This is a genomic window from Microbacterium oryzae (genome assembly GCF_009735645.1).
GTDB classification, from domain to species: Bacteria; Actinomycetota; Actinomycetes; order Actinomycetales; family Microbacteriaceae; genus Microbacterium; species Microbacterium oryzae.
This window is the reverse complement of sequence record NZ_CP032550.1, coordinates 188582-202981: the sequence shown is the minus strand read 5'-3', so window position 1 is coordinate 202981 and position 14400 is coordinate 188582. Positions and strand designations below refer to the sequence as shown.

Sequence of the window (14400 nt, the reverse complement as noted above, 5' to 3'; positions counted from 1 at the left end):
GGCGGCACCGGGTATCTTGATGTCGAGACAGAATCGTGCCATCCGTCGGACAACCGGCACCCCCACCGTCTGGAGTCGCCTCACTCATGTCAAAGATCATCTACACCCACACCGACGAGGCGCCGCTGCTCGCGACGCATTCGCTGCTGCCGATCATCGCGGGCTTCGCGTCGAAGGCCGGTGTGGAGTTCGAGACGCGCGACATCTCGCTCGCGGGCCGCATCATCGCGCAGTTCCCGGAGCGTCTCACCGAAGACCAGCGCCTCGGCGACGCGCTCGCCGAGCTCGGCGACCTGGCCGACGACCCGGCCGCGAACATCATCAAGCTCCCCAACATCTCGGCGTCGACGCCGCAGCTGAAGGCCGCCATCGCGGAGCTGCAGGCGCTCGGCTACGACATCCCGGACTACCCGGACGACCCGCAGACCGACGAGGAGAAGGACGCCGCCGCCCGCTTCGACAAGGTCAAGGGCTCGGCCGTCAACCCCGTCCTCCGCCAGGGCAACTCCGACCGCCGCGCTCCCGGCGCGGTGAAGGCGTACGCGAAGGCGCACCCCCACCGCATGGGCGCCTGGTCTGCCGACTCGAAGACGTCCGTCGCAACCATGGGCCACGACGACTTCCGCTCGAACGAGCAGTCCTTCGTCTCCCCCGCCGACGACACGCTCCGCATCGAGCACGTCGCGGCGGATGGCGCGGTGACGGTTCTCAAGGAGAAGCTGCCGGTTCTCGAGGGCGAGGTCATCGACGCCACCTTCATGAGCGCCAAGGCACTCGACGCCTTCCTCGCCGACGCGGTCGCGCAGGCCAAGGAGCAGGGCGTCCTCTTCTCCGCGCACCTCAAGGCGACGATGATGAAGGTCTCCGACCCCATCCTCTTCGGCCACGTCGTGCGCGCGTTCTTCGCCCCCGTCTTCGAGCAGTACGGCGCCGACCTCGAGGCCGCGGGCCTCTCCGCGAACAACGGCCTCGGCGGCATCTTCGCCGGTCTCGACCAGCTCGACAACGGCGCCGAGATCCGCGCCGCGTTCGACCGCGCCCTCGCCGAGGGCCCCGAGCTCGCCATGGTGAACAGCGACAAGGGCATCACGAACCTGCACGTCCCGAGCGACGTCATCGTCGACGCGTCGATGCCGGCCATGATCCGCATCGGCGGTCACATGTGGGGCCCCGACGGCTCCGAGAAGGACACCCTCGCGGTCATCCCCGACTCGTCGTACGCCGGCATCTACCAGGCCACGATCGACGACTGCAAGGCCAACGGCGCGCTCGACCCGACGACCATCGGCTCGGTCCCCAACGTCGGCCTGATGGCGCAGAAGGCCGAGGAGTACGGCTCGCACGACAAGACCTTCGAGATCGCCGCGGCCGGCACCGTCCGCGTCGTGAACGCCGCGGGTGACGTCGTGCTCTCGCACGAGGTCGAGCAGGGCGACATCTGGCGCGCCTGCCAGACGAAGGACGCGCCGATCCGCGACTGGGTGAAGCTCGCCGTCACCCGCGCGCGCCTGTCGAACACCCCCGCCGTGTTCTGGCTCGACGAGACCCGCGCGCACGACGCGCAGCTCATCGCGAAGGTGAACGCCTACCTGCCCGAGCACGACACGGACGGCCTGGACCTGCGGATCCTCGCGCCGGCTGCGGCGACGACGTTCTCGCTCGAGCGCATGCGTCAGGGCCTCGACACCATCTCGGTCACCGGCAACGTGCTGCGCGACTACAACACCGACCTGTTCCCGATCCTCGAGCTCGGCACGTCGGCGAAGATGCTCTCCATCGTCCCGCTGATGGCCGGCGGCGGCCTCTTCGAGACGGGCGCCGGCGGATCGGCGCCGAAGCACGTGCAGCAGCTCGTCGAGGAGGACTACCTCCGCTGGGACTCGCTGGGCGAGTTCTTCGCCCTCGCGGCGTCGTTCGAGCACCTCGCGCAGACCACCGGCAACGCTCAGGCGCAGGTGCTGGCCGACACGCTCGACGCCGCGACCGCGACGTTCCTCGAGCAGGACCGCTCGCCGGGCCGCAAGCTCGGCACGATCGACAACCGCGGCTCGCACTTCTACCTCGCGCTGTACTGGGCGCAGGAGCTCGCGCAGCAGACGTCGGACGCAGACCTCGCCGCGGCGTTCGCGCCACTGGCCGAGACGCTCGCCGCGAACGAGCAGAAGATCGTCGAGGAGCTCCTCGCGGTGCAGGGCAAGCCCGCCGACATCGGGGGCTACTACCGCCCCGACCCCGCGAAGACGGACGCGGTGATGCGCCCCTCGCAGACGCTCAATTCCGCGATCGACGCGCTCTAGCCATCCGCTCGACGATGCCCGGCCCCCACCACGGGGGCCGGGCATCGTCGTCTGCACGCTAGGCTCGCGACGGCCCTGAACGCTCGCACCGAGGAGGACCGCCGACGATGGCGCACTTCGACCTTCCGCTCGACCAGCTCCGCTCTTATCGACCGGACCTTCCCGTTCCCGACGACTTCGACGACTTCTGGGCGCGCACCCTCTCCGAGTCCCGCGCGGCCGGATGGGCGCCGCGCGTCGAGCGTGTGGACGCCGGGCTCTCACTCGTGGACGTCTTCGACGTCGCCTTCGCGGGCTTCGGCGGCGACGCGATCGCGGCGTGGTGGCAGGTGCCCGTCGGTCAGGAGCCGCGCGCGGTCGTGGTGGAGTCCATCGGGTACTCCGGCGGCCGTGGACACGCGCACGACACCGGCGCATTCCCGATGGCGGGCGTCGCGCGGCTCGTCGTCGACACCCGCGGGCAGGGGTGGAATCACGGCAGCGGCGGCGGGGCGACGCCCGATCCGTACGGCAGCGGCTCCCACGCGCCCGGCGTGCTCACCCGCGGCATCGAGAGCCCCGAGACCTACTACTACCGGCGTGCCTACACCGACGCCGCCCTCGCGGTGGACGCCGCCCGCGCGCTCGCGCCCGGACTGCCGGTGTTCGTCACGGGCGGCAGCCAGGGCGGCGGGCTGTCGATCGCGGCCGCCGCACTCGCGGGCGATGTGGCAGGGGCGATGCCCGACGTGCCGTTCCTCTGCGACTTCCCCCGCGCGACGACCCTCGTCGACTCCATGCCCTATGCCGAGGTCCGCACCTACCTCGCCGCTCACCGCGAGCGCGTCGACGAGGTGTACCGCACCCTGTCGTACTTCGACGGCGCCATCCTCGCTTCGCGCGCCACGGCGCCCGCGCTCTTCTCGGTCGCGCTGATGGACACCGTGTGCCCGCCGTCGACCGTCTTCGCGGCGTACAACGCGTGGGGCGGGGAGGATCGCGCGCTCGAGGTGTACCCGTTCAACAACCACGAGGGCGGCGGCGGGCACCAGCGCGCCGCCCAGCTGCGGTGGCTGCGCGACCGCCTCGCGTGACGCTCTCGCCTCCGCGCGCTGTGGGAGACTGATCCCGTAAAGCGTTTACCCGGTCAGGGCGGCCGGCGCTGCGAGGAGGCGGGGATGAGGCGAGCGGGCATCCGTGACGTCGCCGATCTCGCGGGCGTCTCCATCAGCTCGGTGTCGAACGCCCTCAATCGGCCCGACGCGGTCAGCGAGCAGCTCCGCACCCGCGTGCGCGCGGCGGCCGACCAGCTGGGGTACGTCCCGCTCCGCGCCGCCCAGCAGCTGCGCGCCGGGCGCAGTGGACTCATCGGCATGACGGTGATCAGCATCGGCAACCCGTTCTTCGCCGAGATGCTCGAGGGCGCCGAGGAGGCCACCTCCGCCGCCGGCTACCAGGTCATGCTCGGCAACAGCGACGACAGCGCGCAGCGGGAGAGCAGCTACCTCGAGCTGTTCGAGCTCGCCCACGTCGAGGGCGTCATCGTCTCCCCCTTCGGAGACGTGGCGCCCGCGCTCAAGCGGCTGCGAGCGCAGCAGATCCCCGTCACGCTCGTCGACGGCATCGATGAGCAGGGCCTCACGCCGTCGGTCTCGCTCGACAATGTGCAGGGCGGGCGGATGGCCGTCCGCCACCTCGTCGAGATCGGCCGGCGCCGCCTCGCGTTCGTCGGCGCCCGCGAGGAGGTGCGCCAGACGCGAGACCGGCTGCGGGGCGCGGCGTCCTTCGCGGAGGAGGCCGGCGTTCCCCTCGACGTCACGATCGGCCTGCGCACCACCCCGCGCCTCGGCAGCGAGATCGGCGCGCGCATCGCCGGCATGCCCGCGCACGAGCGCCCCGATGCCGTGTTCGCCGCCAACGACATGCTGGCGTGCGGCATCGTGCATGGGCTCCTCACCGCCGGGCTCCGCGTGCCGGACGATGTCGCCGTGGTGGGGTACGACGACATCCCGTTCGCCTCCATCGCCGCCGTGCCGCTCACCTCCGTGCGTCAGCCCGCACGCGCCATGGGCCGCCGCGCGGGCGAGATGCTCGTGTCGCTGCTGCGCGGCGAGGGCGAGCAGCCGCCCGCGACGGAGGTCTTCGCCGCGGAGCTCGTCGTGCGCGCCTCGACCGTGGGCTGAGCGGGCGGACCGTCCGCTCGACGCGACGTCCGGCCACGCGGCCCTGGCCATCCGCCGTCGCCGCGGCCACGGTCGAGCGGATGGTCCCACACCGCGTCCGACGTCCCGCTGTCGGCCGCGCCGACGGCAGCGGAGCTCATGAAGGCGACACGTTTCGCGCGGCCCTTGACCGAGCCCCGCTCCCGCCGCTAGTTTCGCGGGAAGCGCTTTCCTACGCGCTGCGGTGCGACGTCGCACACATTCCCCCACGATCGGAGCAGATGTGAAGGGCAGAATCCCATACGCCGGCGGACCCGCCGACGCGGATGGTCGGAGCGGACGGCCGGTGCGGCCGCTCGCGCTCGCGACGGCGGCGGCGGTCGCATTCGGATGTCTCTCGGCAGGCGGCGCGCACGCCGCGACGCAGACGCCGGCGGAGATGGCGGCGGCGGGCTCGCCCGTCCGCTTCGACTTCGGCTCAGGCGCTGTGGCGGAGGGGTATCTCCCCGTCGCGGCCGATACGCCCTACTCGGCCGAGCGCGGCTTCGGCTTCGCAGAGGGCGCGACGGCGACCGAGACCGACCGCGGCGGCGACGCCCTCCGCGGCGACTTCGTCACCCCCGTCGACTCGACCTTCGTCGTCGACCTCGGAAGCGTCGACTACACGGTCTCCATCATCGCCGGGGACACCGGCGCGGCGACCGAGATCGCGATCAGCAGCGAGGAGATCCAGAAGGTCCAGACCACCTCGAAGCCCGCGGGCCAGTACCTCGAGATGAACTACGACATCGCGCTCGTCGACGGGCAGCTGTCATTCGGCTTCACCGGCGCGGCGCCGAACATCAACGCCATCGTCATCACCCCTCAGCCCGCCCGGGAGGCGGCCGATCAGCCCACGGCGTACCTCACCGGCGACTCGACCGTTCAGACGTACGACCCCTACTGGGAGCCCCAGGCGGGATGGGGTCAGATGCTCGATCGCTTCCTCACCGACGACGTCGCCGTGGACAATCAGTCCATCGGCGGCCGATCGTCGCGCACCTTCGTCACGGAGGGGCGTCTCGACAGCGTGCTGCGCGCGGTGCGGCCGGAGGACTACGTGTTCGCGCAGTTCGGGCACAACGACGCCACCGCGTCCGTTCCCGAGCGGTACACGACCCCCGAGCAGTACCAGGGCTACCTCCGCACCCTCGTGAACGGGACGCGGCAGCGCGGCGGGACTCCGGTGCTCGTCACTCCGATGAACCGTCTCGATGTCGACGCCGAGACGGGCGCGTTCAACGAGAGCTTCCCCGAGTACGTGCAGGCGATGAAGGCCGTCGCCGCGGAGCTCGACGTGGCACTCGTCGACCTGTCGGCGTCCAGCCGCGCCTACCTCGATGAGATCGGAGCGGAGGCGGCGAAGTCGGTCTTCCTCTACGCCGACGCCGGCGTCTACCCGAACCGGCCGGCGGGCGTGCAGGACAACACGCATCTCCAGGAGTACGGCGCGATCCAGATGGCGCGCCTGGTAGCGCTCGACGTCGCCGGACTCGGCCTGCCGATCTCGGGGGCCGTCGAGGTCACGGCTCCCGATGCGGTGCCGGCCGCCGTCGGCGGACTCGTGGTCTCCGAGACATCCAGTTCGTCGGTCTCCCTCACCTGGGACGCCACCGAGGGCGCCGACATCTACCGCGTGTACCGGAGCCCCGCGGGTGAGGAAGCGTTCGCGCTCGCGGCCACCTCCACGATCCCGCAGGCGACCGTCGGCGGCCTCGACGAGGGCGACGTCTACGACTTCCGCGTGAGCGCCGTCAACGGCCGCGGCGAGGGAGCGGTGAGCGACATCGCCTCGGCCACGACGCGGGCGGCCGCGTACCGCTACGACTTCCAGCCCGCGGGCGCCCCCGTCGCCGACGGCTACACGGAGGTCAACCGCTCGACGACCTACTCCGCTGACCGGGGCTTCGGGCTGCTCGACGCCACCGGCATGATCGACCGCGATCGCGGCGCCTCGGCCGGCGACGAGATCGCGCGCGACTTCGTGGCGTACTTCGGCGGCCGCTACGAGTTCGCGGCGGACGTGCCCAACGGCACCTACTCGGCGACGGCGACCGTCGGGGACTCCCTCGGCACCGTGCGCACCTCGGTGGAGGTCGAGGGGCGCGACTACGGCGGGATCTCCGTCAGCCGAGGGTCCCGCGAGCAGGTGCTCGACGGCATCACCGTGAGCGACGGCCAGCTGAACACCGTCATCACCGGGCAGACGGGGCACCTGAACGGGCTCACCCTCACTCCGCTCCTCGTCGCGCCCGCGACCATCCGGCTCGACGACATCGCGTTCGAGGGTGCCGGCGCCTCGACCTCGCTGTCCTGGGACGCGGCGCCGGAGGCGGCGAGCTACCGCGTCTACCGCACCGCGCCCGAGGGCACCGCGCTCGTCGGGGAGACCGAGGGCACGTCCCTCGTCGACGAGACCGCCCAGCCGGGATCGAGCGTGACCTACGCGGTGACGACGGTGACGGCCCGCGGCGCCGAATCGGTGCCGTCGGTCGGCGTCGACGTCGAGCTGATCGACCCCGAGGTCGATGCGCCGGCGCCGCCGACGGGCCTCGCTCACGGCGACGTGCTGAAGAATTCGGTCGCGCTCTCCTGGGACGAGAGCGACGACGCGCTGTTCTATCTCGTCAGCCGCGAGGACAAGAACGGCGACTCCGCCGTCATCGGGCGGGCGGATGAGCCCGTGTACGTCGATGAGGACGTCCTCACGACCGTGTCCTACACGTACCGCGTACAGGCGGTGAATGCGGGCGGTCCGTCCGACCCATCCGATCCGGTCTCCACCCCTGCCGTCACCGCCCTCGACCGTGCCGCCGAACGTCTGGATCGCGCGCCCGTGGCGGTCGCGCAGGGCGACGGGGTCTACATCGGCTGGCGGCTGCTCGGCGACGACGCGCAGGACGCAGCGTTCCACGTCTATCGAGACGGGAAGCGGATCACGGCCGAACCCGTCGTCGATTCGACGAACCTCGTCGACCCCGACGGCACGGCGGACTCGACGTACCGCGTCGCGCTCGTCGACGGCGACGCCGAACTCTGGGCGACGGACGAGTTCACCCCGTGGGACGGGCAGTCCCTCGACATCCCGTTGAACAAGCCGGCGGATGCCTACACGAAGGACGGCCAGCCGTACTCGTACCGCGCGAACGACGTGTCGGTCGCGGACCTCGACGGCGACGGCCAGCTCGAGTACGTCGTCAAGTGGGACCCGACGAACTCGCAGGACAACTCCAAGGCGGGTTACACCGGCAACGTCTACCTCGACGCCTACGAGCTCGACGGGACGCAGCTCTGGCGCATCGATCTCGGCATCAACATCCGCGCGGGCGCGCACTACTCCCAGCCGCAGGTCTACGACTTCGACTCGGACGGCCGAGCCGAGGTGGTGGTCAAGACCGCCGACGGCACGATGGACGGCCAGGGCACGGTGATCGGGGACGGCAGCAAGGACTGGCGCAACTCATCCGGCTACATCCTCACGGGACCGGAGTACCTCACGGTCTTCGAGGGCACGACCGGGCGCGCGATCGACACCATCGACTACGTGCCGGGTCGCGGCGACGTCGGCTCCTGGGGCGACACGTACGGCAACCGCGTCGACCGCTTCCTCGCGGGGGTCGCGTACCTCGATGGCGAGCACCCGAGTGCGGTGTTCTCGCGCGGCTACTACACGCGCGCGGTGATCGCGGCCTTCGACTTCGACGGGGCGAGCCTCACCCGGCGGTGGGTCTTCGACTCCTCGGCGAAGGGGAACGGCGATTACGCCGGTCAGGGCAACCACGGCCTGACCATGGCCGACGTCGACGCCGACGGCAAGGACGAGATCGTCTTCGGCTCGGCTGCGATCGATGATGACGGCACCGGCCTGTACTCCACGGGCCTCGGGCACGGCGACGCTCAGCACGTGAGCGACTTCGATCCGTCTCGTCCGGGCCTCGAGGTGTACTCCGCGCACGAGGACATGGGCGCGTCCGGCGACACCGGCGCCACCTTCCGTGACGCCGCCACGGGAGAGGTGCTCTGGAGCGTCCCCGCCGAGAAGGACACCGGGCGCGCCGCGATGGCCGACATCGACCCGCGGTACGACGGGGCCGAGGGATGGAACATCGGCGGGACGGCCGCGTGGGACTCCCGGGAGGGGTCGCTGCGCAACGTCTCCGGCGAGGAGATCGCCACGGCCATCCCGGCGGCGAACTTCGTCGCGCAGTGGGACGGCGACCTCCTGAGCGAGATCGTCGACCACTCGTTCGACACGGCGACGCGCACCGGCACGCCGGTCGTGTCGAAGTGGGACTACGAGAACGAGCGCGAGGTGCCGATCTTCGAGCCGGAGGGCGTGCTCACGAACAACGACACGAAGGGCAATCCCGCTCTGCAGGCGGATCTCCTCGGCGATTGGCGCGAGGAGCTCGTGTACCGCACGGTCGACTCGTCGGCCCTGCGGATGTTCACCACCACGGACGTCACCGAGCACCGTCTGCGCACGCTCCTGTCGGACCCGCAGTATCGACTGTCGATCGCCTGGCAGCTGAGCGGCTACAACCAGCCCCCGCACACGAGCTACTACCTCGGCGAGGGCATGGAGACCCCCGCGGCGCCGCGCCTGGCGTACACGACGGAGGCGCCGGCGGCGGAGGTCGTCCCCGGCCCCGCGACCGCGGCTCCCGGCACGGGGGTCCTGTCCACGACGAGCGGATGGACGCACGGGCTGAAGGACGGCGACCACACCGTGACGATGAACCTGTGGCACGGGCAGAACGCCCACACCATCCGTCTGTACGAGAACGGAGGGCTGCTCACGCAAGCGCACCTGGCCGACGTCACGCCGCAGGCGCAGGAGTTCTCGTTCGAGGTGAGCGGACGGGCGAACGGCACCTACGAGTACACGTGCGAGCTCGTCAACCAGCACGGCGCCACGCCGTGCAAGCCGGTGACGGTCAAGGTGACCGACGCGAACCCGGGGAAGGCCGTGCTCTCGCACGACAACTGGGATCGCGACGGCGGCTACACCGTCACCGCGAACCTGTGGTGGGGCACGAACGCCACGGCGTACCGCCTCTACGAGAACGGCGAGCTCGTCGATGAGCAGGAGCTGACGGCGGCAACACCCCGGGCGCAGTCCGTGTCGACCGAGATCTCCGAACGTGCATCCGGTGAGTACGTGTACCGCGCGGTGCTGACCAATGCCGCCGGCGAGACCGAGACGAAGGAGATCACCGTCCGCGTCAAGTGAGGAAGCGAGCGGCCCCGGACTGTCGTCCCGCCCGGGGCCGCTCCCCTCGGTTCAGCTGACGAGCTGTGTGCCGCGCGCGGGCTGATCGCCATCGCGTCGCTCGATCGCCCGCAGCGAGCGCGCGACGAAGGCCGCGATCCGCCGGGCGCCGCGCTCGTGGAAATGCGTGTCGTCGGCGAGTCCGTCGGGCCAGTGCGGGTGCTCGCCCGGGGCGAAGTGGCACAGGAGCGCGACCGATCCCTCCGGACCGAGGTCCTCGTAGAGCCAGGTCGTGAACGCGTTGAGGTCGATGAGCGGCACATCGAGCTCGTGCGCGAGATCTCGCACGGCGTTCGGGTAGTCGCCGTGGGTGGGGGTCACCCGGTCGCCCTCGAACCAGCGCCGCTCCACCGACGTGCAGAGCACGGGCGCCGCGCCTCGATCGCGCACATCCGCGACCATCGTGCGCAGCCGCTCGGCATAGCCGCCGCGCGCGTCGAGGTGGGGCAGCTTCTGGTCGTTGTGTCCGAACTGGATGAGCACGGTGTCGTCCGCAGCGATCTCGGGGAGCAGTCCCGGCCAGACCTCGCGCAGGCAGTCCTCCGTCGTCGAGCCGCCCACCGCCCGGTTGTCGACGGGCGCACCGACGAAGGGCGCGAGATGCGCTCCCCACCCCGACATGGGGCGCTCGACGGCCGGGCAGGCGGCGACGGTCGAATCGCCGACGAGGTGATACGTCATGTCGAGTTCCTTCCGGGGGTGAGAAGTCCCTAGCATGACATCGTGACCGAGAAAACGCTTCCCCGCCGCTTGCGGCCCGTCCGCATCGACGGGGCGCATCCGACGCGCTCGGTCATCAGGCTCCTCGGGCGGCGCCCCGGGCGGATGGCCGTCGCGGTCGCCGCCTTCACGCTCAAGGAGATCCCGATGTGGGCACTCCCGGTGATCACGGCCGCGATCGTCGACATCGTCGCGGACGACGGCGACGTCATGGCGGTCATCGGCTGGTTCGCGCTGGCCGCCGTCCTCCTGCTGCAGAACTATCCGAACCACATCCTCTACACGCGGATGTTCGCGCGCGTCGTCCGCGACACCGGCGCCGAGCTCCGCAACAGCCTCGCCGCTCATCTGCAGCAGCTGTCGATCGGCTTCCACACCCGTGCGAGCGCCTCGGTCGTGCAGACGAAGGTGGTGCGCGACGTCGAGAACATCGAGGTGATGCTGCAGCAGGTCATGCATCCGCTGCTGTCGGCCACGATGGTGCTCGTCGGCGCCGTCACGATGACCGCGGTCGTCGTGCCCGAGTTCCTCCCCGTCTATCTGCTCGCCGTCCCGGTGGCCGTGCTCATCCGCTGGACGACGGCGCGCCGCATGCGAGCGAGCAACGAGCGGTTTCGACGCGAGGTCGAGGGGTTCTCCGCGCGGGTGGGCGAGATGGCTTCGCTCATCCCGATCACGCGCGCCCACGGCCTGGAGGAGACGGCCGTGACCCGCGTGGCCGCCGGCGCCGACGAGGTCCGCCGCGCGGGCTTCGTCCTCGACCTCCTCAACGGGCGCATCGCGTCGATGTCCTGGGTCGCCATGCAGCTGCTGGGCGCCGCCTGCCTCGTGCTCGCGGCGATCTTCTCCCTGACCGGGATCGTGCCGATCACGCCGGGCGAGGTCGTCATGCTGTCGTCGTACTTCACCCTCCTCACGCAGGGCCTCACCCAGCTGCTCATGCTCCTACCCGTCGCCGCGCGCGGCATCGAGTCGGCGCGGTCGATCGCGGAGGTGCTCGAGGAGCCCGACGTCGAGATCAACGAAGGGCGCCGACACGTCTCGAGCGTGACCGGACGGATCGAGCTCGACCGGGTCACGCACCGCTACCCGGAGGCCGCCGGCGACGCCATCCGCGACGTGTCCCTCACGATCCCCGCGGGCGAGACCGTCGCGTTCGTCGGCTCGTCCGGCTCGGGCAAGTCGACCATGCTGAACCTCGTCCTCGGCTTCGTGCGCCCCACCTCCGGCCGCATCCTCCTCGACGGGCAGGACACGCGCGAGCTGGACCTGCGCAGCGTCCGCCGCCATGTGTCCGTCGTGCCGCAGGAGTCGGTGCTCTTCGAGGGCACGATCCGCGACAACGTCGCCTACGGCTTGGACGACGCCGACGACGCGCGCGTGCGCGCCGCGCTCCGCGACGCGAACGCCCTGCAGTTCGTCGACGACCTGCCCGACGGATGGCACACCGTCGTCGGCGAGCGCGGGGCGCGGCTCTCGGGTGGGCAGCGACAGCGCATCGCCATCGCGCGTGCCCTGGTCCGCGACCCGCGCATCCTGCTCCTCGACGAGGCGACGAGCGCTCTCGATCCCGAATCGGAGCAGCTCGTGAAGCAGGCTCTCGATCGGCTGATGACGGGGCGCACCACCCTCGTCGTCGCGCACCGTCTCTCCACGGTCCGCAGCGCCGACCGCATCGTCGTGCTCGAGCGCGGCCGCGTCGTGGAGCAGGGGTCCCACGATGCGCTCCTCGCGCAGGGCGGCCGCTACGCCGAACTTCATCTCACGCAGGCCCTCTGACCTCGCCGCGATCTGCGGTAGCGTAGCGGCAAGCGCTTTCCGCACCCGCGCCACCCCCTGCAAAGGAGCACCATGCCCATCCGCGTCGCCGTCATCGGAACGGGAGCCATCTCCCGCGGCCAGCACCTCCCGAGCCTCGCCGCCCTGGGCGACCGCGTCGAGGTGGTCGCCGTGGCGGACGTGAACGCGAGCGCCGCCGAGGCGGCGGCGAGCGAGTTCGGCATCCCCGCCTGGCACACCGATCTCGCCGAACTCCTCGCGGCCGAGAAGCCGGACCTCGTGACCCTCGCCACTCCCCCGATCGCCCACAAGGACGCCGCGATCGCCGCTCTGGAGGCCGGCGCGTGGGTGCTGTCGGAGAAGCCGCCGACCCTGTCTCTCGCCGACTACGACGAGATCGCCGCACACGAGGGCGAGAACGGGCCGTTCGCCTCGTACGTCTTCCAGCACCGGTTCGGCAGCGCGGCCGAGCGCCTGCGCGCACTGATCGCGGATGGCTCGCTCGGCCGTCCGCTCGTGGCGCAGTGCGACACCCTCTGGTACCGCACGCCCGACTACTTCGCCGTACCGTGGCGCGGGAAGTGGGCGACCGAGGGCGGCGGACCCACCATGGGCCACGGCATCCACCAGATGGACACGCTGCTCTCGCTCCTCGGCGAGTGGACCGACGTCACCGCCATCATGTCCACGCTCGCCCGCGACACCGAGACGGAGGACGTCTCCTTCGCCGTCGTGCGCTTCGCCTCCGGCGCGCTCTGCTCGATCTCCAACAGCCTGCTGTCGCCGCGCGAGACCAGCCGCGTGCGCGTGGACTTCGAGCGGGCCACGGTCGAGGTCGAGCACCTCTACGGATACGACAACTCGCACTGGACGTGGACGCCCGCACCCGGCGTGGATGCGGAGACGGCGGCGAGCTGGGCGCCCGCAGAGGACGTGTCGAGCTCGACGCACGTGCCGCAGTTCACGCACGTCGTCGACTGCATGGAGCGGGGCGAGCGTCCGCGGGCGTCCGGCGACGACGGCCGCCGCGTCATGGAGCTCGCAGCCGGCATGTACAAGTCGGCGCTGACCGGCCGCTCCGTCGCCCGCGGCGAGCTCGTGCCCGGCGACGACTTCTACGCCTCGATGGCCGGCCCCGACGCCGCGCGCGCCACCGCGCTCATCCACGCGGGCACCATCCGCTCGACCCGAGAGGAGGCGGCGGATGCCTGATTTCACCATCGCCCGGTCCGCCACCGCGGTCACCGTCTCCGCCGACGGCGTGGAGCTCGCCCGCTACGTCTACGACGAGGACGCGCCGGCGTTCGAGGGCCCGAAGCCGTATCTGCACCCGATCCGCACCCTGGCGGGCGCACCGCTCACGGGCTTCCGCCCCTGGGACCATCGCTGGCACAAGGGCCTGCAGATGACGCTCACCGACGTCTCCGGCGAGAACTTCTGGGGCGGCAACACCTACGTGCACGGCGAGGGCTACATCCCGCTCGACAATGTCGGCCGCATCCGCCACGACGCCTTCACGACGCTCGCGGATGGCGATGCCGCGGTCGTTGAGGAGGAGCTCACGTGGGTGACGCAGGCGGGATCGGAATGGCTGCGCGAGCGACGCACGATGCGATTCCACTCCCTCGACGTCGCCGACAGCCGGTGGGTGCTGGATCTCACGACCGTGCTGCGCAACGTCTCCGACCAGGATCTCGTGCTGGGGAGCCCGACGACCAACGGACGCGAGAACGCGGGCTACTCCGGCGTCTTCCTCCGCCTGGCCCGCTCGTTCACCGGCGGGGCCGTCACCGTGCCGGAGGCGGACGGACCGGTGACCCGCAGCGGCGCGGCCGCCGACGCCGCGATGGGGGCGGCAACGCCCTGGCTCGCGCTCTCCGGCCCCCTCGACGAGCTCGACGGCGGCGCCACCGTGCTCGCCTTCGCCGGGCGCTCGAGCGGCGAGCCCGAGGTGCGGTGGTTCGTCCGGTCGGAGCCGTTCCCCACGCTCGCGCCGTCCCCGACGTTCTCCGAGACCGTCGTCCTCGCCCCGGGCGCCGAGCTCCACCTCGCGCATCGGTTCGCGTTCCTCGATCGCGAGCGGGACGCGGCGGAGCTGGCACTGCTGGCCGAGGATCTCGGCGTCGGCTTGTGAAACGTTTCTGCTCCCGTT

The 14400-nt window shown here is 71.2% G+C and carries 8 protein-coding genes; 7 read left to right on the top strand and 1 reads right to left on the bottom strand.

Translation table 11 applies throughout. The features are described from left to right. Positions 1-86 precede the first annotated feature (86 nt). The 4 genes from D7D94_RS00845 to D7D94_RS00830 all read left to right on the top strand — a co-directional run bounded on the left by D7D94_RS00845 (position 87) and on the right by D7D94_RS00830 (position 9710). The gene (locus D7D94_RS00845) at positions 87-2297 is read left to right on the top strand and encodes an NADP-dependent isocitrate dehydrogenase (RefSeq protein ID WP_156240792.1); all 2211 of its coding nucleotides are present in this window, start codon (positions 87-89) and stop codon (positions 2295-2297) included. 107 nt (positions 2298-2404) lie between these two features. Then, positions 2405-3370 carry an acetylxylan esterase gene (locus tag D7D94_RS00840; RefSeq protein WP_156240791.1) on the top strand — a complete coding sequence of 322 codons (966 nt, stop codon included), beginning with the start codon at positions 2405-2407 and terminating at the stop codon, positions 3368-3370. Between the two features lie 84 nt (positions 3371-3454). After that, the gene (locus D7D94_RS00835) at positions 3455-4459 is read left to right on the top strand and encodes a LacI family DNA-binding transcriptional regulator (RefSeq protein WP_156240790.1); all 1005 of its coding nucleotides are present in this window, start codon (positions 3455-3457) and stop codon (positions 4457-4459) included. Positions 4460-4721: 262 nt separating this feature from the next. Further along, positions 4722-9710, top strand: coding sequence for a rhamnogalacturonan lyase family protein (locus tag D7D94_RS00830; RefSeq protein ID WP_156240789.1), 4989 nt, complete (start codon positions 4722-4724; stop codon positions 9708-9710). A 51-nt stretch (positions 9711-9761) separates the two neighbouring features. Here the strand turns inward: D7D94_RS00830 and D7D94_RS00825 are convergent, their stop codons facing one another. Then, a complete protein-coding gene (locus tag D7D94_RS00825; RefSeq protein WP_156240788.1) occupies positions 9762-10430 on the bottom strand; it encodes a rhamnogalacturonan acetylesterase in 669 nt (222 codons plus the stop codon). A 42-nt stretch (positions 10431-10472) separates the two neighbouring features. Between D7D94_RS00825 and D7D94_RS00820 the strand changes: the two genes are divergently transcribed. The 3 genes from D7D94_RS00820 (at position 10473) to D7D94_RS00810 (ending at position 14382) form a co-directional block, all read left to right on the top strand. Beyond that, positions 10473-12248, top strand: a complete 1776-nt coding sequence (locus tag D7D94_RS00820) for an ABC transporter ATP-binding protein (RefSeq protein ID WP_156240787.1) — start codon at positions 10473-10475, stop codon at positions 12246-12248. A gap of 72 nt (positions 12249-12320) precedes the next feature. Then, positions 12321-13460: a Gfo/Idh/MocA family protein gene (locus tag D7D94_RS00815; protein ID WP_156240786.1), complete on the top strand. Its 1140-nt coding sequence runs from the start codon at positions 12321-12323 to the stop codon at positions 13458-13460. Beyond that, positions 13453-14382, top strand: coding sequence for a DUF6807 domain-containing protein (locus D7D94_RS00810; RefSeq protein WP_156240785.1), 930 nt, complete (start codon positions 13453-13455; stop codon positions 14380-14382). The genes D7D94_RS00815 and D7D94_RS00810 overlap by 8 nt, the downstream gene beginning before the upstream one ends. Positions 14383-14400 lie beyond the last annotated feature (18 nt).